A 25507-nucleotide genomic window follows, 5' to 3' on the forward strand; every position below is an offset into this window, starting at 1 on the left:
CTATCGCGATAAAACGCGCGGTGATTGTTTCTTAAGTGTAAAAAGTTTGTTTTAAATAGCGATCAGAACCGCGCGCTTACGCCCATACTGTAGAGATAATTTTGCCCAAAGGTGGCATTTTCCGACTGCGACATTGCTGCGTAAGCCGCCAGATGTGGATTCAGCAGCATGTCCGCGCCGAGTGTGACATCCATCCAGTTGCCGTATTGGTTGGCGGCGGTTAAGCGGTAAAGACCAGACTGGCTCTTCCAGACATTTTCGCCAAATTGCTGGTTGAAACTGATTTGCGCCCACGGGCGAAGATCGCCAAAGCGGCTATCCACGCGCCAGCCGAGCGAGCTTACGCTGGCGTGCCACAGCGGATCGCTGTACTGCATGGTGGTCGCGCTGTCGCCAAATTCGTTATACATTGAGGTCATTGAGCCATCGTAATGCCACACCGCAACCGGGCCGGTGGTCACGCTGCTCGCCAGCGGAATATTCAGGCCAATGCTCATGGTGCTGATGGAATCCAGCGGGGTTTCATCGGGCAGATTAAACGCCACGCCGGGCAAGTTTTGCGTCGAGCGGATGCGCTCTTCAAGAATGTCGTTATAACGCGGCTGCCGATCGCTATCCCAGGTGTAGCGTTCGGCGGTCACATTCAGTTTGTCGCTGCCACTGTATTCTTGTTGCCAGGCCGCTGCCGTCTGGCAAAAAAGCAGACAAGCAGGCAGCAGCACCAGCGAAAGGCCACTGCGGTTTATTTTCATCAAGTTGCGACTCCAGAGAAGAGCCGAATTCGGCGTAATTGTTATCGTTGTTTGTTAGGGTCAAGACCCTTTAATAAATATTGTCTTTCTGGGGTGTGCGTCAAGACAGGCAGAGGTTTATTTTACATATCACAGACGGAGTAAGGATATGCAGCGTTGTGGTTGGGTTACTCAGGATCCGCTTTATCTCGCTTACCATGATACCGAGTGGGGTGTGGCGCAAAAGGACGGTAAAAAGCTGTTCGAGATGATCTGCCTCGAGGGGCAACAAGCAGGGTTATCGTGGATTACCGTTTTGAAAAAAAGGGAAAACTACCGCAAAGCTTTCCATCAATTTGAGCCAGAACGCGTCGCGGCAATGACCGCCGAAGAGGTAGAAATGTTGCTGCAAGACGCCGGCATTATTCGTCATCGCGGCAAGATTGAAGCAATCATCGGCAACGCCCGCGCCTATCTGGCGATGGCGCAAAACGGCGAGCCATTTTCGGAATTTGTCTGGGGTTTTGTTGATAACACCCCGCAACTCACCCAGGCCGCCACGCTGGCGGAAATCCCCACCTCCACTCCGGCGTCAGATGCGTTATCAAAAGCGCTGAAAAAACGCGGCTTCAAATTTGTCGGCACCACCATTTGTTACTCATTTATGCAGGCGTGTGGGCTGGTCAACGACCATATTACCGGCTGTTTCTGTCATCCCGGAGGAAAGCATGATCCGCGCGTGGCGTAGCAAGGATCTGTCGCCGTTGCTCGCGCTGTGGATGGAGAGCACAAGCTTTGCCCATCCGTTTATTGATGTGCGCTACTGGCAGGACAGCGAAGCGCTGGTGCGCGATGCCTATTTGCCGGTGGCAAAAACCTGGGTCTGGGAAGAGAACGGCGAGTTACAAGGCTTTATCAGTGTGATGGACGCGCAGTTTATCGGGGCGCTGTTTGTGCGCCCCGCCGCGATTGGCCGTGGCATTGGCAAAGCGCTGATGGATCATGCCAAACAGCGCTTTAACTGGCTAAGCCTCGAGGTGTATCAGAAAAACGAGCGGGCAGTGAATTTCTATCATGCCCAGGGCTTTCGTATCGAAGATAGCGCCTGGCAGGAAGAAACCCGCCACCCGACGTGGATCATGAACTGGCAGGCGGATCAAACGCCGTCAGCGTAAGCGCCGGCCCCTGATATTTCTCTACCCACGCCAGCGCCGTATTCCCGGCGCAGCCATTGCCCAGCCGTGAGCTGGGCAGATCTTTGGTGAGCACATTCACCGCGCCGTTTTTACAGATGCCGCCCGCCGCAGGGTCAAGATCCGGCCACGCGCCTTCGTGAATGCAAATCACGCCAGGTTTAATCCCATCGGTTACCACCGCGCCCGCCAGTACCTGCCCACGTTGGTTCCACACGCGTACCACATCCCCCGCAACAATCCCGCGCGCTTTCGCATCCGCAGGATGCAGCGTGACAGGTTCGCGACCAGCAACAGCATACGTTTCCCGCAGTCGGGAATAGTTAAGCTGGCTGTGCAGGCGATGCGCCGGATGCGCGGAAAGCACCTGTAATTGCTGCGGTTGTGCGTTGCCGTGCCATTCATCCGGCTCCAGCCACATTGGATGCGGCGGGCAATCGGCATAACCGAAGCTGTTAATCCGCTCGGAGAAAATCTCGATTTTTCCGCTCGGCGTTTTCAACGGGTTGGCTTGCGGATCGCGGCGGAAATCAGCAAAGCGAACAAAGCGCGCATTCTGCTCGCTCTCCGGCATTTCAATAAGCTGGTTCGCCTGCCAGAACTCGGCGAACGGCGGCAGCGTCACCTGCTGGCTGGCACCGCGCTCGGCAGCAATGTTGTAAAACGTCTCCAGCCATTGCAGGTCGTTTTTGCCTTCGGTAAAACGCTCGCGGCCGCCCGCTTCCCAGCGTTCGCTCAGCTCGGCAAACACCTCCCAGTCATCGCGTGCTTCATATTGCGGCGCGACGACCTGCTTCATCGGCACCAGATGCTGGTTGCTGTAATCACCGGTCATCGTCAGATCGTTACGTTCAAACGAGGTGGTCGCCGGCAACACGATATCCGCGTGTTTCGCCGCCGCCGTCCAGAAGCATTCAGAAATTACCACCAGCTCCGGTTTTTGCCAGGCGCGAATCAGCCGGTTGGTATCCTGGTGATGGGTAAAGTTCGCACCGCCCGCCCACCAGACAAAGCGAATATCCGGGAAGTGGCGATCCATACCGTTGTGCTGATACGGCGCGCCGGGGTTTTCCAGCGCTTCGACAATGCGCGCAACGGGGATTTTATCCACCGCGTCAATGCCATCTTTCACCGTGCCCTGCATTGAGGCCAGCACCGCCGCGCGGCGCGTTGGGTTGCCGCCATTGGCGAAATGGTAAGAGAGACCAAAACCGCCACCGGGCGTACCGATTTGCCCCAGCATTGCCGCCAGCGTCACCAGCATCCAGTGTTTTTGCTCGCCGAACTGCTGGCGCTGCATTCCCCAGCCGGACATCAGCATGGTGGTGTTTTCGTGGAAAAGTGCCGCCAGTTCGCGAATTTTGTCGGCAGTAACGCCACAAATCTCTGCGGCCCACTCGGCGGTTTTTGCCACGCCGTCACGCTCGCCGGTCAGGTAGGTAGCGAACGTGTCATAACCGACAGTGTAGCGGGAGAGGAAATCCGCATCCTGCCAGCCATTTTCCACCAGCGTATGCGCAATACCGAGCATCAACGCGACGTCGGTTCCCATGTGTGGCGCAATCCATTCCATGCTATCGCCAAAGAAATCAACGGTTTCCGAACGCATCGGATCGATGCAGATCACCCGCTTACCGCTTTTGCGCAGCGCATCGAAATAGGGAATGCCCTGCTCGTCGGTAGCGTTCCAGGCTATTTTCAGCGTGTTAAGCGGGTTAGCGCTCCACAACACCACCACTTCGCTGTGTTCGAGGATAAGCGGCCAACTGGTTTGCTGCTGATACACTTCGTTGCCGCCGACGACATGCGGCATGATCGCCTGCGCCGCACCAGTAGAGTAATCGCCCAGATGCCCGGTATACCCTCCAGCAAGACTCATATAGCGTTGTAACAAGGTCGCCGCTTTGTGCAGCACGCCGTTGGAGCGCCAGCCATAAGAACCGGCGAAAATCGACGAGGGACCGTAAGTTTCACGGATACGCTGGTGCTGCTGATGAATCAGCGTCAGCGCTTCATCCCAGCTAACGCGCACAAACTCATCCTGGCCGCGCACACCCTGCGGGCTGGAAGGTGAAGCGAGAAACCCTTTACGCACCATTGGGTAGCGCACGCGCGTTGGGCTGTGGACCTGATCCTGCACAACGGTTTGCAGTGAGTTGGGGTGACGCGTCGGCAGCGCGCCGCGCGAAGCGAGCACCTTTTCGCCATCGGTGTCGACCAGCATCGGCCCCCAGTGGGCAGCCGTGAGAACAGTTTTGATTGCAGAGTTTGCCAACGCGTGCTCCTGGATAGGTTGCAGGTGGTGTCGATTTTGTTTTGCGCTCTATCATCCACAGCAGCAGCTCGATAGCAAAGAATTAAACGTCATTACGCTCACACTGCGGGTGATAAGCCTCGCTTAGTGCTTGATTGCGCGCTATTTCGCGCTAAGGTGTGGGCAACCATTCACGGTGAGGGAAGCAACCATGGCGAAAACGGCGCGGCCAACAATCAGCGATGTCGCGAAAGCGGCAAAAACGGGAAAAACCAGTATTTCACGCTACCTGAATGGTGAAAAACATCTGCTTTCCGCCGCGCTGCTGGCACGTATTGAGCAGGCGATTGCCGATCTCGACTACCGCCCAAGCCTGATGGCGCGCGGGTTAAAGCGCGGTCGTACCCGCCTGATTGGCCTTATCATTGCTGACATCACCAACCCCTATTCGGTGCATGTGCTGAGCGGCATTGAAGCTGCCTGTCGCGAAAAAGGGTTCACACCGTTGATGTGTAACACCAACAATGAAGTCGATCAGGAGCTGCATTACCTCGACCTGCTGCGCAGTTACCAGGTGGAGGGCATTGTGGTTAACGCTGTAGGGATGCGTGAAGAGGGGCTAAACCGGCTGCAACAATCCTCGCTGCCGATGGTGCTGATTGACCGCAAAATCCCCGATTTCGCCTGCGATGTGGTTGGTCTGGACAACACCCAGGCTGCCACCACCGCCACCGAGCACCTGATTGAACAGGGCTTCGAAGCGCTGTTGTTCCTGAGTGAACCGCTGGGCTCGGTGAATACCCGCCGCGAACGGCTGGCCGCGTTTCGCGCAACGCTTGCCCGTTACCCCGGCATGGTGGCGGAAAACGCCGAAATTGTGCTGCATGAAGCCGCGCAGCTCGATAATACCCTGCGCCAGTTCCATGCCAGCCACCGGGGAATGCGCAAAGCTGTTATCTCCGCCAACGGCGCACTCACCCTGCAAGTGGCGCGTTCACTAAAACGTATCGGTCTGAACTGGGGCAGCGACATTGGTCTGCTCGGTTTTGATGAACTGGAGTGGGCCGAGCTGGCAGGCGTTGGCATCACCACCCTCAAACAACCGACCTGGCAAATTGGCTTTGCCGCCGTCGAGCAAGTCGTGCGGCGCATCGAAGGCCATAGCGACACGGTTCGCGAGCACGTTTTTTCCGGCGAACTGATCGTGCGCGGTTCTACAGCGCGTTAAATATCCTTCGTGATGACGATCATAATTCCGGCACAGTGCACTTTTCTTTGGAACCGGTTCCATCTAGCGTTAAAGACATACGAAAGCGAGAAAGTCGCCCGGGAGTCGGACAATGCAGAGAAAAATTATCGTCGTCACCGCCGCTTACGGCCAAACGCGCATCGAGGCGCTGGGCGGGCAAATTGCCCTGCTGCCGATTATTGCCGAAGCCGGAGCCGACGGCGTTGAGATCCGCCGCGAGCTGTTAAGCGAAGAGGCGTTAACCCATCTGGCCTCGCTGGCCTTCGCCATCGACCTGCACAACCTGCAAGTCTGTTATTCCGCGCCGGAAGCGCTGTTCGAAGCGGATGGCGCACTGAACCCGCGCTTACCGGCCCTGCTGGCAGAAGCGCAGACGCTGAAAGCCCAGTGGTTAAAAGTCTCGCTCGGCCACTTTCGCCATCACGCTACGCTCGAAACGCTGCGCGACTGGCTGGCGACCAGCCCGGTGCCGCTGGTGGTGGAAAACGACCAGACCGCCTGCGGCAAGCTCGCGCCGATGCTGCGCTTTAAAGCTGCCTGTCACACGCTGGATCTGCCGGTGAGTTTGACCTTCGATACCGGTAACTGGCTGTGGGTTGGTGAAACACCTGAAAACGCCGCACGCCAGCTTGCGCCTGCGGTCAGTTATATCCATGTCAAAGCCGCTGTGACCCATGGCGACAGTTTCCGCGCCGTACCGCCGGACACTGCCGATGCCCGCTGGCTGGCGCTGCTGAATAACTTACCGGCCGATGCGCCGCGCGGTATCGAATTCCCGCTTGAGGGCGAGGATCTGACCGCCGTTACCCGTCATTACGTTAATTTGTTACGCGAGGAGTCCCATCATGCATAAACCGCTGGATGTCATCACGATTGGCGAAGCGATGGCGATGTTTGTCGCCAGCGAAACCGGCGATCTGGCCGATGCCGGGCAGTTTATCAAGCGGGCGGCAGGCGCGGAGCTGAATGTCGCCACCGGGCTGGCGCGCCTGGGTTTGCAGGTCAGTTGGGTAAGCCGCGTCGGCGATGACAGCTTCGGGCGCTTTATCCTCAATACGCTGCGTAAAGAAAATATCAGTACCGCTGGCGTGACGCTCGACGGGCGTTATGCCACCGGCTTTCAACTGAAATCTAAAGCCGAAAATGGAACCGATCCCATCGTGGAATATTTCCGTAAAGGCTCGGCGGCCAGCCACCTCTCGACAGACGATTTTCACGCGGCGCTGTTTAACGAAGCCCGCCATTTACACCTCAGCGGTGTGGCGGCGGCGCTGTCCGCCTCCTCTTACGCACTGCTGGAACATGCTGCACAAAGCATGAAAGCGCAGGGCAAAACCATTTCATTTGACCCTAATCTGCGACCGGTGCTGTGGAAAAGCGAAGCGGAGATGGTGGAAAAGCTCAACCGCCTCGCCTTTCAGGCCGACTGGGTTCTGCCAGGGTTGAAGGAGGGGATGATTCTGACGGGCGAAAACACGCCGCAAGGGATTGCCGATTTCTATCTGCAACGCGGCGTCAAAGCGGTGGTGATCAAAACCGGTGCCGATGGCGCGTGGTTTAAAACCGCCAGCGGAGAACAGGGCGCCGTTGCGCCAGTAAAAGTGGAGAACGTCGTCGATACGGTCGGTGCCGGGGACGGCTTCGCCGTGGGTGTAATAAGCGCCCTGCTGGAAGGCAAAACCTTGCCCGAAGCGGTACGCCGCGGTAACGCCATCGGCGCGCTGGCTATCCAGGTGCCGGGCGACAGCGAAGGATTGCCAACCCGTGCGGAACTGGGCACGCTGTAACGCACCCTGCCGCCAAAACATGATTCACCGCTCTGTACCCTACAAACAGGCGGTTACCACCTCAACCACAGAGGCAACCTTATGAACGCTACAAATTCAACAAAACGCTGGCTGTATATCATGCCGATCGTGTTCATTACCTACAGCCTGGCCTATCTCGATCGCGCCAACTTTAGCTTTGCTTCCGCTGCCGGGATTAACGACGATTTAGGCATCACCAAAGGCGTCTCCTCGCTGTTAGGCGCGCTGTTCTTTCTTGGCTACTTCTTTTTCCAGATCCCGGGTGCGGTGTACGCCGAACGCCGCAGCGTGCGCAAGCTGATCTTTATCTGCCTGATCCTGTGGGGCGGGTGTGCATCGTTAACCGGTATGGTGAGTAATATCCCGATGCTGGCCGCCATCCGCTTTATCCTCGGCGTGGTGGAAGCCGCCGTGATGCCCGCGATGCTTATCTATATCAGCAACTGGTTCACCAAGTCCGAACGTTCACGCGCGAACACGTTCCTGATCCTCGGTAATCCGGTGACCGTGTTGTGGATGTCGGTGGTGTCCGGTTATTTGATCCAGTCCTTCGGCTGGCGCGAAATGTTCATTATCGAAGGTATTCCGGCGGTGATTTGGGCGTTCTGCTGGTGGGTGCTGGTAAAAGATAAACCCGCGCAGGTGAACTGGCTGTCGAACAGTGAGAAAACCGCGCTGCAAACCCAGCTTGATAAAGAACAACAGGGCATTAAAGCGGTACGCAACTACAGCGAAGCCTTCCGCTCACGCAATGTGGTACTGCTGTGCCTGCAATATTTCGCCTGGAGTATTGGCGTTTATGGTTTTGTCCTGTGGCTGCCATCGATTATTCGCAGCGGTGGTGAAAACCTGGGCATGGTGGAAGTCGGCTGGCTCTCCGCCGTGCCTTACCTGGCGGCGACGCTGGCGATGATCCTCACCTCGTGGGCATCCGACAAGCTGCAAAACCGCAAACTGTTCGTCTGGCCGCTGCTGCTGATTGGCGCGTTTGCCTTTATCGGCTCATGGGCGGTTGGCGCGAACCACTTCTGGGTCTCTTATTCACTGCTGGTGGTTGCTGGCGCGGCGATGTACGCCCCTTATGGGCCTTTCTTCGCCATTATTCCTGAAATGCTGCCGCGCAATGTCGCCGGTGGGGCGATGGCGCTCATCAACAGTATGGGCGCGCTGGGCTCCTTCTGCGGCTCCTGGGTGGTGGGTTATCTCAACGGCGCAACCGGCAGCCCGTCCGCATCGTACATTTTTATGGGGGTGGCGCTTTTCGCCTCCGTATGGCTTACTTTAATTGTTAAGCCTGCTAACAATAAGCAGATTCCGGCAGGCGCACCATCACAAGGGAGAACCGCATGAAGCCATCCATCATCCTGTACAAAGCCTTGCCCGATGATTTGCTGCAACGTCTGGAAACGCATTTCACCGTGACCCGCGTGGCGAACCTGAAACCGGAAACGGTGGCGCAACACGCTGAAGCCTTCGCCAGCGCGCAAGGGTTGCTGGGTTCCAGCGAAAAAGTGGACAGCGAACTGCTGGAGAAAATGCCGCAGCTACGTGCCACGTCGACTATCTCGGTAGGCTATGACAACTTTGATGTGGATGCGCTGAACGCACGCAAAATTCTGCTGATGCACACCCCGACCGTGCTGACGGAAACGGTCGCCGATACCATCATGGCGCTGGTGCTGAGCAGCGCGCGCCGCGTGGTGGAAGTGGCTGAGCGGGTGAAAGTGGGCGAATGGACATCCGGCATTGGCCCAGACTGGTTTGGTGTTGATGTGCACCATAAAACGCTGGGTATTATTGGCATGGGGCGCATCGGGCTTGCGCTGGCACAGCGCGCGCACTTCGGTTTCGGCATGCCGATCCTCTACAACGCGCGTCGCCACCACACCGAGGCGGAAGAGCACTTCCAGGCCCGCTATTGCGATTTAGACACGCTGCTGAAAGAGTCCGATTTCGTCTGCCTGGTGCTGCCGCTGACGGACGAGACGCATCATCTGATTGGCAAGAAGCAGTTCGAGATGATGAAAAAATCGGCCATCTTTATTAATGCCGGGCGCGGCCCGGTAGTTGATGAAGCGGCGCTGATCGACGCGCTGAAAAACGGCGAGATCCACGCCGCCGGGCTGGATGTCTTTGAGCAAGAGCCACTGCCGGTTGATTCGCCATTGCTGTCGCTGCCCAATGTCGTGGCGCTGCCGCACATCGGTTCTGCAACTCTTGAAACGCGCTACAACATGGCGGAGTGCGCGGTAGATAACCTGATCGACGCGCTGAACGGTAAGGTTGAGAAAAACTGCGTTAACCCGCAAGTGGCGCGCTAACGCAAAGCGCAATAAAAAAGAGGCGAACCTGTCGCCTCTTTTTTTTGCCTGCGCCGGATTACTGCTGCGTGGCGGTAACGGCTGCTGTCCAGGCCTGGTTGAACGCCTGATGCTGCGCGGCCAGCGGCGCAATCAGCGCGTTATACTGGCTGGCCTGCTGCGACGTCGGGAACTGAATGCCGTTGGCAACAAAGCTCACCTGTGTGTCCTGTTGAGCAATAAAATCACCCACCTGAACCAGTTGCTGGGTAAATACTTGCGCCGCCGGGATCAGCGGTTGCAAAGCATTTGCCGGATTAGTGACCACTTTGGTAAACACCTGATCGTAAACCGGTTTCAGATCGTCAGCCTGCTTTAACGCGGCATGCGACGCATCGGCCTGCATTTTTGCGTTTTGCAGTTGCTGGCTCAGCACGCCCAGCGAACCGTTGGCCTGGCGAAGCGGTTCACGCTGCGTCATATAATCCTGCGGTACGCGGATAGCATTAACGCTGTCCACCACCGGACGCAGACCGGAGTCCATCGCCTGGTTAACCTGCTGGGAATAGCCATAAATCACAGCATAATCAGAGACAAACGGGCCAAACTGTTTCTTCTGATCCGCCGTCAGCGCGGGCAGTCGTTCGCTGCTGCGCATGGCCGTATTTTGCAGGAAATCGATAAACGCCTTGCGCTGATCGCCTTCTTTGTCGAAACACCCACTCAGGCTTACTACCATTAATAACGCCGCAAGAGGCGCGAACCAGCGAGAGCAGGACTTTCCTGTCGCCATTTTGTTACTCCTTTCACCCATAAAAGCGCATACCGGCACACGCGTGCCTGAAGGCTTACAAGAATAGTCCAGGTCTGCTTCGCAAGATACCCCTTCAATGCATTCTTAAACGCGCGAAACCGACCTGGCATGAAATTTTCCGCGAATCGGTACAGATTATTCTTAATCGAAAATTCTGCTGAAGGTTTACAAAAATATACTGAATAAAAGCAGCCTGAGCGTAATCAAGCAATTAAGCGGTAACGGAAAGTCAAAACGTGCATTTCAACAGCATCAAAACGTTTCGACGCATAAATAATCACTGGCGCAACCACCACACCAGGAATTTTCACGACTATTCTTAATGAGCTGTATCACGATCCCGCTGTGTGATTTTACGAGGAGTTCTCGATGGAATATAAAGATCCAGAATTTGAGCTGTTGAGCAGCCTGGAACAAATTGTTTTTAAAAATGACGTAACGCAGCCGGTAACCCTGAGCAAGAAGCAGAATTACTTTAGTGACTTTGAACAATTGCGACGTGGAACCGGGCTTAAAATTGATGACTTCGCTCGTGCCATGGGAGTCTCAGTATCGATGGTGCATGAATGGGAATCACAACGTATAAAACCCACTGCCACCGAGATGAAACTGATGCGTCTGATTCATGCGAACCCAACGCTCAGTAAGCAGTTAATTGAATAAATAGTGATGGTAGAACCCCCGATAATCCGGGGGTTAATGTCCACCTTACTCCGCTTCGCAGTACCAGCCCTCTTCCCGCCATACCAGACTGTGCGTAAGCTTTAATCCCTGAAGAAATGACGCATCATGAGACACCACCAGCATCGCGCCAGGAAATGTCGCCAGCGCCGCTTCAATCGCCTGCGTTGACGCCAGATCGAGGTGGTTCGTCGGCTCATCCAGCAGCAGCAACTGCGTGGCTTCACGCCGCCACAGTACGCACGCCAGCGCCGCTTTTAAACGCTCCCCGCCGCTCAGCGCCGCCATCGGTAACACCACTTTATCTGCCCCCAGTTGCAGTTGCGCCAGACGGGTGCGCAGCAGGCCCTCCTCCATCGGCGTATCGCCAGAATTGAGATGTGCCAGCACCGACAACGAGAGATCGAGCTGCGATAAGTGCTGATCGAGGTACGCGCAGGTAACCGCGCGCTGGCACAGCCCGGCGCGGGGAGCCAGCTCACCGAGGATCACTTTCAGCAGCGTCGATTTACCGCAACCATTCGGCCCGCGCACCGCTACGCGCATCGGGCCGTCCATTCGCCAGTTAAGCGGAGGAAACGCTACGTGCGGCAGCAGCACATCCTCCATCACCAGCACCTGCTTACCTTCAGGAAGATGGCTGCCAGGCAGCGTAAACAGTACCGGCATCTCCTCTTCCACCCGCTCGCGCGCCTGGTTAACGGCGGTGTTAAGCGTGTCGTTCTGGTCGCGGTGCTGCTTGCGCCAGCTATCGGAGCGCTCTTTCGCCGCGTTCTTGTATTTCACGCGTTCAAACGAGGCGATATTTAACGAATCCACCGTTCGCAGCGTCTGCGCCGAGCGCCGCTGGCTGGCATCATGCTCTTTTTGCATCCTGCTGCGGGTACGGCGACGCTCGTTGACGGCGTGTTCAAGCATTGCCCGCGCGGCTTGCTGCTCCGCATCGCGCTGGCGCTGATAGTCGTCATAATTACCGCCATAACTGCGCAACCCGGCGGGCGTGAGCTCAAGAATGCGCGGCATCAGCGCCAGCAATTCGCGATCGTGAGTCGCCACCAGCGCCCCACTGTTTCGCTGCGCCAGCTGTGCGTAAAACCACTCACGCCCCTGCCTGTCGAGGTGGTTGGTCGGTTCATCCAGCAGCAGATAATCCGTCCTGGCGATAAACGCACTGCATAACAGTGCCCGCACGCGCTCGCCACCGCTCAGCGTAATGGCAGGTCTATTCGGGTCAAAAGCGGGAAGTCTGGCGTCAGAAAAAGCCGCTGCCAGGCGTTCCGGCAGATCCCAGTAGCCTTCAAGTTTGTCGAGATCGTCGGGCTGGTAAGCGCCCTGTTCGACGCGCTCGCGGGCCGCGAAAACGTCTGTGTAACCAAGCAGTTCCGCAAGCGTGGTATGCGCGGAAACCGCGTGCTGCTGTGCAACATACGTATGTGTGCCGAAGCGTTCGATATGCCCGCCGGCAGGTGTGGCTAACCCGGCCAGCAGACGGAGTAATTGTGTTTTGCCCACGCCATTGCGCCCCACCAGGCCGCACAGTGACGGTTCAAGGGAGAGGGTAAGCGGGCCAAAAAGCGTCTCGCCCGTCGCGAACTGACAGGTGAGCTGATGCAAAATAAAAGCGGGGATCTGGGCGCAATGAGCCATAAGCACTCCTGAATGAAATCAATACATCCCCTGCCGACGCCTGCGCGTTTAGCAAGGATCCGAGTTCATCAGTCGTGTTTGTTCATTTTCAGAAAGCGCTCCGGTGAGACGAGAAGTTCGTCGCGGCAAAGAATAGCCGCATCATCTGCCCTCTTCAAGGCTAAATTTTCACCATCTCGTCATAAAGAGGCTAATCATTTGCATGTTATTGCCGATGAATATGGTGACTTAACCAAAAGCAGCAGGCCATGCGTGTAAACCGGGAAGAGAATTTAACAAAGGAAAAAACGAAACAGCGCGTTATGTGAAACACAACGATGTTGAGACGTTAAGCCGCATTCATCAGGGAAGAGAGCCACCCCGGGCGCTGTGCATTGTCCTTTTCAGGCAATGAATCACCAGACGAGAATGAATGATGTCGAAATATATCCTGATTGTCGATGACAGCCGCCTGTCACGCATGATTTCACGCCAGTATGTGCTCAGCCTGCACAAGGACTGGAAAATCGACGAAGCCGGAACGGGCGAAGAGGCGATCGAACTGGCATCGGCGCACACACCTTTTGCGATCCTGCTGGATGTAAACATGCCGGGTATTGGAGGCATGGAAACCGCTTCGCGCATCCGCCAGACGCACCCTGGCACGCATATCATTCTGCTCACCGCCAACGTTCAGCACTCCATACAAACCGCTGCGCAAACGCTCGGTCTTGGCTTCCTGCCAAAACCGCTGAAAGAGCCGCAACTCCACGCGTTGTTGAACGATCTGGAGGCACATCCATGAGCGAATTGCCGGATATCAGCGAAATTGAAACCGACAGCCTGATGGAGATTTTCAACATCGGTGTCGGTCAGGCCGCCGCCGCGATGAGCAATATCGTCAATGAAGAAGTGCGTATGTCGGTGCCGACGATCCGCTTTACGCCGCGCTCTGAAGCCGCTGAAGAGTTAGGCGCGGGCATCTCGTTATTCGGTATTAGCCAGCACTATCAGGGCGCGTATGCCACCGAAGCGATTTTGATGTTTCCTGAAGCCGCCAGTTTTGAAATTGTGCGCATGATGGTCGGCGACCTGATCCCCGCGCATGAGTTGGGCGAGATGGAACGCGAAGCGATAAGCGAAATCGGCAATATTGTGCTCAACGCCTGTGTCGGCACGCTGGCCAATATGTTCCAGAAAGAACTGCAAGGTTCGCTGCCCGTCGTTCGTGTGGGCAGTAGCAAGCAGATCCTCAATCCGAATAAAGATGACAACGACCCACTGGTGATGATGCTGCGCATCGATTTTGCGCTTGAGCGCCAGCAGATTCAGGGATATCTCGCCTTTATCCTTGATATGTCCGCGCTGCGTGACTTACGTGAACAGATCCGGCTTTATATCAGCCGCGTAGAAACCGGCAGTGTTCCAGACGGAATGCATTGAAAATGAAAGATACGTTGCTGTTTGATGCCTTTTCATCTTTAAGCCTCGGTGTGCTCATTGTTGATGCACACTACCGTATCGCCCTGTGGAACGCGTGGTTAGAAACGCACACCGGGCGTGCGGCCTGCGACACGGTTGGTGAGGATTTTTTTAGCGTATTTCCCGACCTGGTGTATCACCGTGTCGGCGATGCGATTCGTCAGGCTATTGGCCACAATTTATCTGCCCTGCTTTCGCAATCTTTGCACCGTTCACCCTTCCCGCTCTACGCCGAACCGTCACGCCCCGGCGCGCGCCTGAGCCAGGCGGTCACCATTGTGCCGTTAGGCGAGACGGAACGTTATTGCCTGATTCAGATAGTCGATGTTACCGCCGCCGTGCGCCGCGAATCCTTACTGCGTGAACAGGCGCATGAGCTTTTATCGCAATCGCTGTCCGATGGGCTTACCGGCGTGGGTAACCGCCGTTATTTCGATCTTTGCATTGAGCGTGAATGGCGCGCCAGCAAGCGCAATAACAAGCCGCTGTCGCTGCTGCTGATTGATGTGGATTATTTCAAACTTTATAACGACTGCAATGGTCACCAGCGCGGTGACGAGTGCTTACAGCAAATCGCCACCGCGATGCGCGGCGCGCTGAAAAACCCTGCCGATGTCCTGTTCCGTTACGGCGGCGAGGAGTTCTGCGCCCTGTTACCTGAAACCCGCTGTGCTGATGCCGTTGAGCTCGCCGAGACACTCCGCACCAGCGTCCAGTTGCTGGATTTGCCCCACGCCAGTTCCCCTGGCGGTATCATCAGCGTCAGTATTGGCGTCGCCAGTCTTTGCCAGAAAAGCCACACCGAGTACGGGCAGCTTATCCAGAGCGCCGACAATGCACTGTATGAAGCCAAACGCGCAGGCCGTAACAACGTTCGCGTCAATTCGACGTTTACGACGTTCGACCCTTACCCCGGCGAACAAAACACGCCGTAGCCCTGACGCCAGACATAAAAAAACCCGCCGCAGCGGGTTTTTTATTGCCATGACGATTACTGCAGCAGAGAGATATCCGCCACCTGCAGGAACAGTTCACGCAGTTTAGACAGCAATGTCAGACGGTTGATACGCACGTCTTTGTCGTCGGCATTCACCATCACGTTCTCAAAGAACTCATCCACCGGCTCGCGCAGCTGCGCCAGTTCGATTAATGCATCCTGATAACGGCCTTCGGCAAAGTACGGCTGCAGCTTATCGCGCAGCACGACCAGGTTACCCGCCAGCTTAATTTCTGCCGCTTCTTTCAGCACCGAGGCGTGAACGATATCGTTCAGCGTCTCATCGGATTTCGCCAGGATATTGGAAACGCGCTTGTTCGCTGCCGCCAGCGCCGCCGCTTCGTCGAGCGTACGGAAGTGCGAAACCGCCTTCATACGCGCATCGAAATCTGCCGGTTTGGTCGGACGACGCGCCAGCACCGCCTGAATGGTATCCACGCTGTAGCCTTCGTCCTGATACCAGGCACGGAAACGGCCCAGCATAAAGTCGATCACATCATCAACCACTTTCGCGTTGGTCAGCTTGTCGCCGTACAGACGCACCGCTTCTTCGGTCAGGGTTTGCAGATCCAGCGCCAGGTTCTTCTCAACGATAATACGCAGCACGCCCAGCGCCGCGCGGCGCAGTGCGAACGGGTCTTTATCGCCTTTCGGATGCTGGCCGATACCGAAGATCCCCGCGAGGGTGTCCATCTTATCGGCAATCGCCAGCGCGCAGGCGATCGGGTTCGACGGCAGTTCATCACCGGCAAAACGCGGCTGATACTGCTCGTTCAGCGCCACAGCAACGTCTTCTGCTTCGCCGTCGTGACGCGCATAGTGCATGCCCATCACGCCCTGGGTGTCGGTGAATTCGAACACCATGTTGGTCATCAGATCGCATTTGGAAAGCAGGCCCGCGCGCGTGGCGTGATTCACATCCGCGCCAATCTGCCCGGCAATCCAGCCCGCCAGCGCCTGAATACGATCGGTCTTGTCGCGCAGCGTACCCAGTTGTTGCTGGAACAGCACAGTTTGCAGACGCGGCAGATGATCTTCGAGGCGTTTTTTACGGTCGGTATTGAAGAAGAACTCGGCATCCGCCAGACGCGGGCGCACCACTTTTTCGTTACCGGAGATAATCTGCTGCGGATCTTTCGATTCGATGTTAGCGACGAAGATAAAGTTCGGCAGCAGTTTGCCGTCATTGCCATACACCGGGAAGTACTTCTGGTCACCTTTCATGGTGTAAACCAGCGCTTCCGCCGGAACGGCGAGGAATTTCTCTTCGAACTTCGCGGTCAGCACCACCGGCCATTCCACCAGCGAGGTCACTTCTTCCAGCAGGCTGTCGCTCAGATCGGCATTACCGCCAATCTTACGCGCCGCTTCTTCAGCATCCGCTTTGATTTTCGCTTTACGCGCGTCGTAATCGGCGATCACTTTGCCGCGCTCCAGCAGAATTTGCGGGTACTGATCGGCGTTATCGATGGTGAACTCCGGCTCGCCCATAAAGCGGTGGCCGCGAATCACGCGATCGGACTGAATACCCAGAATGGTTGCCGGAATAACGGTGTCGCCCAGCAGCAGCGTAACGGTGTGAACCGGACGAACAAACGTCACATCCGACGCGCCCCAGCGCATCAGTTTCGGGATCGGCAGCTTGCCAAGCGAGTTAGCAATCATGTTCGGCAGCAGCGTTTCCACGCTTTCGCCTTTGACATGCGCACGATAGAGCAGCCATTCACCTTTGTCGGTGGTCAGACGCTCAGCCTGATCGACAGTGATGCCGCAACCACGCGCCCAGCCTTCAGCCGCTTTGCTCGGCTTACCTTCCGCGTCAAACGCCTGGGCAATTGCCGGGCCGCGTTTTTCAACTTCGCGATCCGGCTGGGAAGCCGCCAGTTTCGCGACTTTTACCGCCAGACGGCGCGGCGCGGCAAACCACTGCACGTCGCCGTGGGTGACACCCGCCGCATCCAGCTCAGCGGTAACGTTGGCAGCGAAGGACTCGGCCAGGCTGCGCAGGGCTTTTGGTGGCAGCTCTTCGGTGCCGATTTCCACCAGGAAAGTTTTCTCAGACATGGCCGCCTCTTATTTATTTCTGTTACACATCGGGAAGCCAAGGGCTTCACGGGAAGCGTAATACGCTTCAGCCACTGCTTTGGTCAGCGTGCGGATGCGCAGAATATAGCGCTGACGTTCCGTCACGGAGATGGCTTTACGCGCATCCAGCAGGTTGAAGCTATGGGCGGCCTTCAGAATGCGCTCGTAGGCAGGCAGCGGCAGCGGGTTTTCCAGCGCCAGCAGCTGCTGCGCTTCTTTTTCATACTGCTCGAAGCAGGTGAACAGGAAGTCGACATCCGCGTATTCGAAGTTGTAAGTGGATTGCTCCACTTCGTTTTGATGGAACACGTCGCCGTAAGTGGTTTTACCCAGCGGGCCGTCGCTCCAGACCAGGTCGTAAACGCTGTCCACGCCCTGAATGTACATCGCCAGACGTTCCAGACCGTAGGTGATTTCACCGGTAACCGGTTTACACTCCAGACCGCCAACTTGCTGGAAGTAGGTAAACTGCGTCACTTCCATGCCGTTCAGCCACACTTCCCAGCCCAGACCCCAGGCACCCAGCGTCGGGTTTTCCCAGTTGTCTTCCACGAAACGAATATCGTGAATGGTCGGATCCATACCCAGCTCTTTCAGTGACCCGAGGTACAGCTCCTGAATGTTATCCGGAGACGGTTTAATCACCACCTGGAACTGATAATAGTGCTGTAAACGGTTCGGGTTTTCGCCATAGCGTCCATCGGTCGGACGGCGGGAAGGTTGCACATACGCGGTTGCCATCGGTTCTGGCCCCAGCGCGCGCAGGCTGGTCATTGGGTGCGATGTACCGGCGCCCACTTCCATGTCCAGAGGTTGAACAATGGTACAGCCCTGACGAGCCCAATAATCCTGTAAGGTCAGGATCAGACCCTGAAAGGTCCTGGTATCAAACTTTTGCATATTCTTTCGTGCTGGATACGTGTGGATTTAAAGGAAGCGCCCAGTATACCCGCTGGCTGCAAGATATACAGTACGAAACGGGTTTGTTTAAGGAAAATTGGGGAAAGCACGCGCCGTCGGGCGGGAATCTGGCGGTTTAGCGCATCGAAAGGTGTAAAAATTGGCCTTCCGCGTCAAAAGTGCAGACAAAGGCTTCCCGGCGCGGCGTCATGCCCCGCATTTCATAGCTGCCCTGAAATTGTTCAAAGCCAGTGACATCAATTTGCTGTACGCCGGTGTTGTAACGGCGCGCGGCGTTTTGTCTGCACAAATTTTCCATATCCAGCGAATGTTCTGGGCCGGGTCTGGCTTTTTGCGCTTGCTGCGCGGGAATATCTGCAGAGGCGCTGCAGCCAGCTAATAGCAGCACCAGCGCGGGGGCAATACACTTCATCATTTTTATCACTGCCTGCTCGCGGGCTGTTATTTTTAAAGGCGGGGAACGCAAATTTTGCAAATCTGCGCAAAACGCACAAGCAAGAGCGGTAAAACTCAGAATTATCTAATGAGATGGGCGGATAATCTTACAGTCTGAGGGAGTTGTCTTTAACGTGAACACAGAGGAACTGATGCAGTCGAAAATTTACTGGATAGATAATCTGCGAGGGATAGCCTGTTTAATGGTAGTGATGATCCATACCACTACCTGGTACATCACCAATCCCGCCAGTATTACCACTTTCGACTGGAATATCGCCAATATCCTCAACTCCGCTTCCCGCGTCAGCGTGCCGCTGTTTTTTATGATTTCCGGCTACCTCTTTTTTGGCGAACGCAGCGCACAGCCGCGCCACTTCTTGCGCATCGCGCTTTGTCTGGTGTTCTACAGCCTTATCGCCCTGCTCTATATCGTGCTGTTCACCTCGATTAACAGCGAGCTGTCGTTGAAAAACCTGCTGCAAAAACCGGTGTTTTATCACCTGTGGTTTTTCTTCGCCATTATCGTCATTTACCTGGTGTCGCCATTGATTCAGGTGAAAGCGCTCAGCGGCAAAATGTTGCTGGCATTAGTGGTGGTGATTGGCATTGTGGCCAACCCGAATACGGTGCCGCAGAAAATCGGCGGTTTTGAGTGGCTGCCGGTCAATCTTTATATTGGCGGGGATACGTTTTACTACATTCTGTATGGCATGCTGGGGCGCGCTATCGGCATGATGGAGACGCAAAAACGGGCCTTAAGCTGGGCCTGCGCCGCCCTGTTTTTAGCTGCGGTGTTTGTGATTTCACGCGGTACGCTCAATGAGCTGAAATGGCGCGGCAATTTCGCCGATACCTGGTATCTCTACTGCGGGCCGATGGTTTTTCTTTGCGCCATCGCGCTGTTTACGCTCATCAAAAACACGCTGAATAGCCGCACGCTGCCGGGGCTGACGCTGATTTCTCACCATTCGCTGGGTATTTACGGTTTTCACGCGCTGATTATTCACGCCCTGCGCACGCGCGGCGTTGAAATCCACGCTTCACCGCTGCTCGATATAGTATGGATTTTCACTGCCACGCTGCTGGCGAGCCTGGCGCTGTCGATGCTGGTTCAACGCCTCGACAAACGCCGTTTCGTCAGTTAATGGCACGCTGGCGCGCACGCTGTAGCTGGCGCGGCGAGGAGAACCCGGCGGCAAGCGCGGCCTGCTCGGTGCCGCGCCCTTGCAACAGATACTGTTCGGCAATCACCAGCCGCAGCTGCTCCAGATAATCACGCACGCTGATCCCGAGATGTTGCTGGAACAGGCGCGTTAAATGTCGAGGGCTAACGTGCGCCCGCTCGGCAATGTCGCTCAGTTGCCAGGCTTTTTGCGGCTCCGCCGTCAACGCATCTTGCGCGCGATGCACCGCCGGATGCAGGTGGTTACGGTAACGCAGCCACGGTGAAATTTGCGGATCTTCCCCGGAACGACGGAACCAGACCACCATTTCCCGCGCTACCGCCAGCGCCGTCTCCGGCCCGCAAAACCGGTTAATCAGATGCAGCGCCAGATCAATACCGGAGGTGATGCCCGCACTGGTCCAGATGCTGCGATCCTCAATGAAAATACGGTTCTCTTTGACCAGCGCCGCAGGCGCCACCGCGCGTAAACGGGCAATGACATCATGGTGAGTGGTGCACTGAATGCCGTTCATCAGACCGGCCTTCGCCGCCAGCACCGCGCCGGAACAGACGCACATCAACGTAATGCTCTGGCTGTGGATCAGGGGTTGCAGGCGCATCAGCCAGTGCCGCACCGCGTTCGCCTGCGGCGTATCAAATAACCGTGAGGAATCTGACACACCTGGCAGCACCAGCAGGCTGCCTTCCGGCAAGGTATCCGGTAACGGTGCAATATTGCCCATCGTCAGGCCAATCGAGGTCGACACACTCGCTTCCGGCCCAACGTAGTGCAGGCGAAAAGCGTTACCTGCCAGCGCGAAGGTTTCCGCCGGGCCGGTCATATCCAGCGCCAGAACGCCGGGCAACATCACAAACCAGACATCTGTGGTCATTACAGTTCCAGAATTTCGTGGACGGTTTTAATGGCAGCGAAGCGGCCTTCCAGCACGGTTTCAGTGCGGTGGCGCAGCGCGTTGCAATCCAGCGTAACCCCTTTATGCGTCATCGGAAAGGTCAGTGTCGCTTCGCTGACAAAGGTCACGCGATACCCCAGATCCGATGCGACGCGCGCGGTGGTTTCACAGCACTGCTCGGTGCGAATACCGCAAATAATCAGATGGTTGATGTCGCGGCTGCGCAGCCAGTGATCGAGCCCGGTATCGGTAAACGCATTGTGCACATGCTTGTAAAACGTTACGGCGGCGCGGTGGTGCAGGAAGGGCATCGGCGTGACAAAACCGCTCTCCAGCGAAAACGGCCCGCTGTCGGCGACATGAAAGATATCGACTACCGGTACGCCACGTGCTTCACAGCCAGCGATAAGCGTGGAGATGGCCTGCTGAAACGCGGCGAAATCCGTATCTTGCCAGTAGTCACGATGGAAAAAAGATTGCTGTGTGTCGATGTTAATCAGCGCGGTGCGGGACATTTCAGGACTCCTTGCTCAGTAGGGTTAACGCTATTGTGGCAAGGAGTTTTGCACCTGCTAAGACCAAAAAAGGACAACATCATGGTGATTCCAGCCCACCTGAACAGCGGGCCGGATAAGCAGGAAAAATCAGGACATCAGCGGCAGTAGCTGCTGATAGATACGGCGGAACGTTTCGCGGCGTGGCGCGTAATGAGCATGTCGGGTGGCATCCGGTGCGTGCTGTTGCTCAACCGGCAGTTGCGGCAGTAGCGTCGCCAGAGGCGTTTGCGGATTGACGGCAATTTGCGCCAGCCGCGCCGCGCCAAGCGCTGGCCCAACATCGCCGCCGGTGCGGTAATCGAGCTGCAATCCGCTGATATCCGCCAGCATTTGCCGCCACCATGCGCTGCGCGCACCACCTCCGATAAGCGTAATGCTCTGCGGCGTGACGCCACAGGCGTGGACGACATCCATACCATCCGCCAGCGCGAAACCGACACCTTCCAGCACGGCGCGGGCAAGTTCTTCGCGGCCATGCTGATGCGTCAGACCAAAGAACACGCCTTTCGCCTGTGGGTTGTTATGCGGCGTACGCTCGCCGGAAAGGTAGGGTAAAAACCACAGATCCCCGGCGTTATCGTCCGCCTGTTGCGCGGCGTTAATCAATGCCGGAACTGACTCCAGCCCCGTTAGCTTCGCGGCCCAGTCCAGGCACGACGCCGCGCTAAGCATTACCGACATCAAATGCCAGCGGCCAGGCAGCGCGTGACAAAAACTATGTACCGCGCTTTCGGGTTTACTGAGGAACCCTTCGCTGACGGCAAAATAGACCCCGGATGTGCCCAGCGACAACATCGCCTGGCCTGCGTCTGCCATACCGACGCCAACGGCACCGGCGGCGTTATCTCCGCCGCCCGCGACAACCGGAACGACGGGCATCGCCCAGCGCCGGGCGATCTCGGGTAACAGTTCGCCGGTAATTTCGCTGCCTTCAAACAGCGCAGGCATATGCGCACGTGAAAGCGAGCAGGCAGCCAGCATGTCATCACTCCAGTCGCGTTTCGCCACATCCAGCCACATGGTTCCCGCCGCGTCGGACATGTCGCTGGCGAATACGCCAGACATTTTCAAACGCAGAAAATCTTTAGGCAGCAAGACCTTCGCCACACGAGCAAATATTTCTGGCTCGTGACGCTGCACCCACAAAAGTTTCGGCGCAGTAAAACCGGGCATCATCAGGTTGCCAGTAATCGCACGGGAATTTTTAACCTTTTCTTCCAGCAGCGCGCACTCTTCGCCGCAGCGACCGTCATTCCACAGAATGGCCGGACGCAACACCTGGTTATCTTTATCAAGCAGCGTCGCGCCGTGCATCTGCCCGGCGAGGCCAATCGCTTTTACCTGCTGTAACGAGTGCGCCTCGCCCAATGCCAGAATGGCGCGGTCCGTCGCCTGCCACCACGCTTCGGGATCTTGCTCCGACCACAACGGGTGCGGTCGTGACACGCTGAGTTTTTCCGTATGCGAGGCCAGCACCTCGCCCTGCTCACCGAGCAGAATCGCCTTCACGCCAGAGGTGCCGAGATCGATCCCGATATACATAGTGACCACTCCTTTTTAGTGCGCCGCGTTATCGGCGGCGCAGAACGGTTTACTTATCAAACAGGTAGTAGTTAACCAGGTTTTCCAGTTGCTCCTGATGACCGCTCTGGTGGCGCGGTGCCAGGTTCTGCTGTTCAGCGTACTTCGCCAGCTCCGCGAGGCTAAGCTGCCCCTGCAAAATTTGCTGGCCCAGCTCACCATTCCAGCCCGCATAGCGTTTCGCCACGCGTTTATCCAGCTCGCCCTCTTCCACCATGCGAGCCGCCACTTTCAGCGCCAGCGCCATGGTGTCCATCGCGCCAATATGACCATAGAAAAGGTCGTATTTATCGGTACTCTGACGACGCACTTTGGCATCAAAATTCAGGCCGCCGGTAGTGAAACCACCCGCTTTGAGGATTTCATACATCACCAGCGCGTTCTCTTCGACGCTGTTCGGGAACTGGTCGGTATCCCAGCCGAGCTGCGGGTCGCCGCGGTTTGCATCCACTGAACCAAACAGCCCCAGCGCGATGGCCGTAGCGATTTCATGATGGAAGGAGTGACCGGCAAGCGTGGCGTGGTTGGCTTCGATGTTCAGTTTAATCTCTTTCTCCAGACCAAACTGTTTCAGGAACCCATAAACGGTAGCGGCGTCATAATCGTACTGGTGCTTGGTCGGTTCCTGCGGTTTCGGTTCGATAAGCAACGTGCCGCGAAAACCGATTTTGTGTTTGTGCTCCACCACCATATGCATGAAGCGGCCAATCTGTTCGCGCTCCTGGCGCAGATCGGTATTCAACAAGGTTTCATAACCCTCGCGACCGCCCCACAGCACGTAGTTTTCGCCACCAAGTTTGTGAGTGGCGTTCATGGCGGTCACCACCTGCGTCGCCGCCCAGCTGAATACTTCCGGGTCCGGGTTGGTCGCCGCGCCCGCACCATAGCGCGGGTTGGTAAAGCAGTTCGCCGTGCCCCATAACAGCTTCACGCCGCTCTGCTGCTGTTTTTCCGCCAGCACGTCCACCATCTGCGCAAAATTGTTCAGATATTCTTTCAGCGACGCGCCTTCCGGCGAAACGTCCACATCGTGGAAGCAGTAATAGGGCACATTGAGTTTATGAAAAAACTCAAACGCGACATCGGCTTTACGCTTCGCCATCGCAATGGCTTCGCCAGGCTGTTGCCATGGGCGATCGAAGGAGCCCACACCAAACATATCTGCGCCGTTCCAGCAGAAGGTGTGCCAGTAGCAGGCAGCAAAACGCAGGTGATCTTCCATGCGCTTACCGAGCACTAGCTCATCCGGATTGTAATGACGAAACGCTAAAGGATTCGTGGTTTTTGGACCTTCAAAACGAACCCGATCCAGCTGGTCGAAATAAGCTTGCATAATGAGCTCCATTGGCGAGTGTACAAATCTGACGTTAATACTGGATTCTCTCTCTGACTCGCTCAATTACGTTATTTCACACTGCTATTAAGAGAATGCACAAACGTGCGCTGGCTCGCAAAATAATGATATCTGCGGCTGCGAGGTGCCTTCCTGTTTTTTATGCAAAATCGGTTTTGCTTTTTTTAAAATAAGATCGCGGTCATAAATCAGCAAATAAACCAAAAAACGTAATGCCCGGATAAAAATCTGTAATTGCCAGAGAAGAATTCTGCGTTAAGAATTTGCTCGTCTATAGCAGTGCATGTTTCTTTTATCTCGCCCTTCACCCTACAAAAGGTATTACTATTATGAAGATAAAGAACCTTTGCCTTACACTCTGCGCCTCCCTGCTGCTGGCAAGCGCTTTCGGCCATGCCAAAGAGGTGAAAATCGGCATGGCGATTGACGATTTGCGCCTTGAACGCTGGCAAAAAGACCGCGATATCTTTGTGAAAAAAGCCGAGTCGCTCGGCGCTAACGTGTTTGTTCAATCCGCAAACGGAAATGAAGAAACGCAGATGTCGCAAATTGAAAATATGATCAACCGTGGCGTCGACGTACTGGTTATTATTCCCTACAACGGCCAGGTGTTAAGTAACGTAATAAAAGAAGCCAAACAGGAAGGAATTAAAGTCCTGGCTTACGATCGCATGATTAATAATGCCGATATCGATTTCTATATCTCTTTCGATAATGAAAAAGTCGGGGAATTACAGGCGCAAAGCCTGGTAAGCAAAGTCCCGCAGGGAAATTACTTTTTAATGGGCGGATCGCCGGTAGATAATAACGCCAAGTTATTCCGCGCCGGGCAAATGAAGGTATTAAAACCCTATATTGATAGCGGGAAAATTAAAATTGTCGGCGATCAATGGGTCGATGGCTGGTTACCGGAAAACGCGCTGAAGATTATGGAAAACGCCCTCACCGCCAACAATAACAAAATTGATGCGGTGGTTGCTTCCAACGATGCCACCGCTGGCGGCGCGATTCAGGCGCTGAGCGCCCAGGGTCTGGCCGGAAAAGTGGCGATTTCGGGCCAGGATGCCGACCTCGCAGGGGTGAAACGGTTGATTAACGGCAGCCAGACCATGACGGTCTATAAGCCAATCACCCAACTGGCGAATACGGCGGCGGAAATCGCTGTCGAATTGGGTAACGGCAAAACGCCAAAAGCGGACGCTTCACTGAATAACGGCCTGAAAGATGTCCCTGCCCGCCTGTTGACGCCAATTGAAGTCACCAAAGACAACATCGACGCTACTGTCATCAAAGACGGCTTCCATCAGAAAAATCAGCTCTAAAACCGTCGGCGCGCCTGCGGGCGCGTCGGCTGCCA

General features: G+C 56.0%; 24 protein-coding genes. 13 read left to right on the top strand and 11 right to left on the bottom strand.

The genetic code is table 11. The features are described from left to right. Positions 1-62: 62 nt before the first annotated feature. The gene (locus tag RT644_RS12825) at positions 63-752 is read right to left on the bottom strand and encodes an autotransporter domain-containing protein (RefSeq protein WP_020455688.1); all 690 of its coding nucleotides are present in this window, start codon (positions 750-752) and stop codon (positions 63-65) included. Between the two features lie 148 nt (positions 753-900). Here RT644_RS12825 and tag point away from each other — a divergent pair, with 148 nt between their 5' ends. Together tag and RT644_RS12835 are read left to right on the top strand one after the other, a co-directional pair. After that, positions 901-1479 carry a DNA-3-methyladenine glycosylase I gene (gene tag / locus RT644_RS12830; protein ID WP_045507587.1) on the top strand — a complete coding sequence of 193 codons (579 nt, stop codon included), beginning with the start codon at positions 901-903 and terminating at the stop codon, positions 1477-1479. After that, on the top strand, positions 1460-1906 hold the full coding sequence (locus tag RT644_RS12835) for an N-acetyltransferase (RefSeq protein ID WP_020455690.1): 447 nt from the start codon (positions 1460-1462) through the stop codon (positions 1904-1906). The genes tag and RT644_RS12835 overlap by 20 nt, the downstream gene beginning before the upstream one ends. Here RT644_RS12835 and RT644_RS12840 read toward each other — a convergent pair. Then, positions 1869-4199, bottom strand: coding sequence for a molybdopterin guanine dinucleotide-containing S/N-oxide reductase (locus RT644_RS12840; protein ID WP_313626919.1), 2331 nt, complete (start codon positions 4197-4199; stop codon positions 1869-1871). The two genes, RT644_RS12835 and RT644_RS12840, sit on opposite strands and share 38 nt — an antisense overlap. Positions 4200-4389: 190 nt before the next feature. Here RT644_RS12840 and RT644_RS12845 point away from each other — a divergent pair, with 190 nt between their 5' ends. From RT644_RS12845 to ghrB, 5 genes are all read left to right on the top strand, one after another. Beyond that, positions 4390-5406 (top strand): LacI family DNA-binding transcriptional regulator, encoded by a 1017-nt coding sequence (locus tag RT644_RS12845; RefSeq protein WP_313626920.1) that lies wholly within the window; start codon positions 4390-4392, stop codon positions 5404-5406. A gap of 112 nt (positions 5407-5518) precedes the next feature. Next, positions 5519-6280 carry a sugar phosphate isomerase/epimerase gene (locus RT644_RS12850; RefSeq protein ID WP_313626922.1) on the top strand — a complete coding sequence of 254 codons (762 nt, stop codon included), beginning with the start codon at positions 5519-5521 and terminating at the stop codon, positions 6278-6280. Beyond that, a complete protein-coding gene (locus RT644_RS12855) occupies positions 6273-7214 on the top strand; it encodes a sugar kinase (RefSeq protein ID WP_313626924.1) in 942 nt (313 codons plus the stop codon). Before RT644_RS12850 ends, RT644_RS12855 begins: the two co-directional genes overlap by 8 nt. Before the next feature lie 81 nt (positions 7215-7295). Then, a complete protein-coding gene (locus RT644_RS12860) occupies positions 7296-8585 on the top strand; it encodes an MFS transporter (protein WP_313626925.1) in 1290 nt (429 codons plus the stop codon). Then, positions 8582-9556 (top strand): glyoxylate/hydroxypyruvate reductase GhrB, encoded by a 975-nt coding sequence (gene ghrB / locus RT644_RS12865; RefSeq protein ID WP_313626927.1) that lies wholly within the window; start codon positions 8582-8584, stop codon positions 9554-9556. The genes RT644_RS12860 and ghrB overlap by 4 nt, the downstream gene beginning before the upstream one ends. 58 nt (positions 9557-9614) lie before the next feature. Here ghrB and RT644_RS12870 read toward each other — a convergent pair whose 3' ends face one another. Beyond that, a complete protein-coding gene (locus tag RT644_RS12870) occupies positions 9615-10328 on the bottom strand; it encodes a DUF3053 domain-containing protein (RefSeq protein ID WP_020455697.1) in 714 nt (237 codons plus the stop codon). A gap of 390 nt (positions 10329-10718) precedes the next feature. Between RT644_RS12870 and RT644_RS12875 the strand changes: the two genes are divergently transcribed. Next, complete coding sequence (locus RT644_RS12875; protein WP_020455698.1) at positions 10719-11012, top strand: HTH-type transcriptional regulator; 294 nt, start codon at positions 10719-10721, stop codon at positions 11010-11012. 45 nt (positions 11013-11057) lie between these two features. Here RT644_RS12875 and RT644_RS12880 read toward each other — a convergent pair whose 3' ends face one another. Then, entirely contained in the window at positions 11058-12677 is a 1620-nt protein-coding gene (locus RT644_RS12880; protein ID WP_313626929.1) for an ABC-F family ATP-binding cassette domain-containing protein, read from the bottom strand. A 412-nt stretch (positions 12678-13089) separates the two neighbouring features. Here RT644_RS12880 and RT644_RS12885 point away from each other — a divergent pair, with 412 nt between their 5' ends. Genes RT644_RS12885 through RT644_RS12895 form a run of 3 tightly spaced genes read left to right on the top strand, consistent with a single transcriptional unit; the run spans position 13090 to position 15073 of the window. Then, positions 13090-13461, top strand: coding sequence for a response regulator (locus RT644_RS12885; RefSeq protein ID WP_020455700.1), 372 nt, complete (start codon positions 13090-13092; stop codon positions 13459-13461). After that, positions 13458-14099, top strand: a complete 642-nt coding sequence (locus RT644_RS12890) for a chemotaxis protein CheC (protein ID WP_045507574.1) — start codon at positions 13458-13460, stop codon at positions 14097-14099. Before RT644_RS12885 ends, RT644_RS12890 begins: the two co-directional genes overlap by 4 nt. 2 nt (positions 14100-14101) lie before the next feature. After that, positions 14102-15073: a diguanylate cyclase gene (locus RT644_RS12895; RefSeq protein ID WP_313626932.1), complete on the top strand. Its 972-nt coding sequence runs from the start codon at positions 14102-14104 to the stop codon at positions 15071-15073. 56 nt (positions 15074-15129) lie between these two features. Here RT644_RS12895 and glyS read toward each other — a convergent pair whose 3' ends face one another. The 3 genes from glyS to RT644_RS12910 form a co-directional block, all read right to left on the bottom strand. After that, the gene (gene glyS, locus RT644_RS12900; RefSeq protein WP_020455703.1) at positions 15130-17199 is read right to left on the bottom strand and encodes a glycine--tRNA ligase subunit beta; all 2070 of its coding nucleotides are present in this window, start codon (positions 17197-17199) and stop codon (positions 15130-15132) included. A 9-nt stretch (positions 17200-17208) separates the two neighbouring features. Beyond that, entirely contained in the window at positions 17209-18120 is a 912-nt protein-coding gene (gene glyQ / locus RT644_RS12905) for a glycine--tRNA ligase subunit alpha (RefSeq protein WP_020455704.1), read from the bottom strand. Positions 18121-18256: 136 nt separating this feature from the next. Further along, positions 18257-18556 carry a YsaB family lipoprotein gene (locus RT644_RS12910; protein ID WP_175273629.1) on the bottom strand — a complete coding sequence of 100 codons (300 nt, stop codon included), beginning with the start codon at positions 18554-18556 and terminating at the stop codon, positions 18257-18259. 172 nt (positions 18557-18728) lie between these two features. Here RT644_RS12910 and RT644_RS12915 point away from each other — a divergent pair, with 172 nt between their 5' ends. Further along, on the top strand, positions 18729-19724 hold the full coding sequence (locus RT644_RS12915; RefSeq protein WP_045507567.1) for an acyltransferase: 996 nt from the start codon (positions 18729-18731) through the stop codon (positions 19722-19724). Here the strand turns inward: RT644_RS12915 and RT644_RS12920 are convergent. The 4 genes from RT644_RS12920 to xylA all read right to left on the bottom strand — a co-directional run bounded on the left by RT644_RS12920 (position 19717) and on the right by xylA (position 24129). Beyond that, positions 19717-20637 (bottom strand): GlxA family transcriptional regulator, encoded by a 921-nt coding sequence (locus RT644_RS12920; RefSeq protein ID WP_020455707.1) that lies wholly within the window; start codon positions 20635-20637, stop codon positions 19717-19719. The genes RT644_RS12915 and RT644_RS12920 overlap by 8 nt on opposite strands. Continuing rightward, the gene (locus RT644_RS12925; RefSeq protein WP_313626934.1) at positions 20637-21173 is read right to left on the bottom strand and encodes an isochorismatase family protein; all 537 of its coding nucleotides are present in this window, start codon (positions 21171-21173) and stop codon (positions 20637-20639) included. The genes RT644_RS12920 and RT644_RS12925 overlap by 1 nt, the downstream gene beginning before the upstream one ends. Before the next feature lie 129 nt (positions 21174-21302). Continuing rightward, positions 21303-22757, bottom strand: a complete 1455-nt coding sequence (gene xylB / locus RT644_RS12930) for a xylulokinase (RefSeq protein ID WP_313626936.1) — start codon at positions 22755-22757, stop codon at positions 21303-21305. A 49-nt stretch (positions 22758-22806) separates the two neighbouring features. After that, a complete protein-coding gene (xylA, locus tag RT644_RS12935; protein WP_020455710.1) occupies positions 22807-24129 on the bottom strand; it encodes a xylose isomerase in 1323 nt (440 codons plus the stop codon). 350 nt (positions 24130-24479) lie between these two features. Here xylA and xylF point away from each other — a divergent pair, with 350 nt between their 5' ends. After that, positions 24480-25472, top strand: a complete 993-nt coding sequence (gene xylF / locus RT644_RS12940; RefSeq protein WP_020455712.1) for a D-xylose ABC transporter substrate-binding protein — start codon at positions 24480-24482, stop codon at positions 25470-25472. Positions 25473-25507: the final 35 nt, after the last annotated feature.

This window comes from Kosakonia sp. (assembly GCF_032104925.1).
Lineage (GTDB): Bacteria > Pseudomonadota > Gammaproteobacteria > Enterobacterales > Enterobacteriaceae > Kosakonia.

Coding starts and splice junctions, on each gene's coding strand:
- RT644_RS12825 (WP_020455688.1), bottom strand. CDS start 752: ATGAAAATAAACCGCAGTGGCCTTTCGCTGGTGCTGCTGCCTGCTTGT.
- tag (WP_045507587.1), top strand. CDS start 901: ATGCAGCGTTGTGGTTGGGTTACTCAGGATCCGCTTTATCTCGCTTAC.
- RT644_RS12835 (WP_020455690.1), top strand. CDS start 1,460: ATGATCCGCGCGTGGCGTAGCAAGGATCTGTCGCCGTTGCTCGCGCTG.
- RT644_RS12845 (WP_313626920.1), top strand. CDS start 4,390: ATGGCGAAAACGGCGCGGCCAACAATCAGCGATGTCGCGAAAGCGGCA.
- RT644_RS12850 (WP_313626922.1), top strand. CDS start 5,519: ATGCAGAGAAAAATTATCGTCGTCACCGCCGCTTACGGCCAAACGCGC.
- RT644_RS12855 (WP_313626924.1), top strand. CDS start 6,273: ATGCATAAACCGCTGGATGTCATCACGATTGGCGAAGCGATGGCGATG.
- RT644_RS12860 (WP_313626925.1), top strand. CDS start 7,296: ATGAACGCTACAAATTCAACAAAACGCTGGCTGTATATCATGCCGATC.
- ghrB (WP_313626927.1), top strand. CDS start 8,582: ATGAAGCCATCCATCATCCTGTACAAAGCCTTGCCCGATGATTTGCTG.
- RT644_RS12870 (WP_020455697.1), bottom strand. CDS start 10,328: ATGGCGACAGGAAAGTCCTGCTCTCGCTGGTTCGCGCCTCTTGCGGCG.
- RT644_RS12875 (WP_020455698.1), top strand. CDS start 10,719: ATGGAATATAAAGATCCAGAATTTGAGCTGTTGAGCAGCCTGGAACAA.
- RT644_RS12880 (WP_313626929.1), bottom strand. CDS start 12,677: ATGGCTCATTGCGCCCAGATCCCCGCTTTTATTTTGCATCAGCTCACC.
- RT644_RS12885 (WP_020455700.1), top strand. CDS start 13,090: ATGATGTCGAAATATATCCTGATTGTCGATGACAGCCGCCTGTCACGC.
- RT644_RS12890 (WP_045507574.1), top strand. CDS start 13,458: ATGAGCGAATTGCCGGATATCAGCGAAATTGAAACCGACAGCCTGATG.
- RT644_RS12895 (WP_313626932.1), top strand. CDS start 14,102: ATGAAAGATACGTTGCTGTTTGATGCCTTTTCATCTTTAAGCCTCGGT.
- glyS (WP_020455703.1), bottom strand. CDS start 17,199: ATGTCTGAGAAAACTTTCCTGGTGGAAATCGGCACCGAAGAGCTGCCA.
- glyQ (WP_020455704.1), bottom strand. CDS start 18,120: ATGCAAAAGTTTGATACCAGGACCTTTCAGGGTCTGATCCTGACCTTA.
- RT644_RS12910 (WP_175273629.1), bottom strand. CDS start 18,556: ATGATGAAGTGTATTGCCCCCGCGCTGGTGCTGCTATTAGCTGGCTGC.
- RT644_RS12915 (WP_045507567.1), top strand. CDS start 18,729: ATGCAGTCGAAAATTTACTGGATAGATAATCTGCGAGGGATAGCCTGT.
- RT644_RS12920 (WP_020455707.1), bottom strand. CDS start 20,637: ATGACCACAGATGTCTGGTTTGTGATGTTGCCCGGCGTTCTGGCGCTG.
- RT644_RS12925 (WP_313626934.1), bottom strand. CDS start 21,173: ATGTCCCGCACCGCGCTGATTAACATCGACACACAGCAATCTTTTTTC.
- xylB (WP_313626936.1), bottom strand. CDS start 22,757: ATGTATATCGGGATCGATCTCGGCACCTCTGGCGTGAAGGCGATTCTG.
- xylA (WP_020455710.1), bottom strand. CDS start 24,129: ATGCAAGCTTATTTCGACCAGCTGGATCGGGTTCGTTTTGAAGGTCCA.
- xylF (WP_020455712.1), top strand. CDS start 24,480: ATGAAGATAAAGAACCTTTGCCTTACACTCTGCGCCTCCCTGCTGCTG.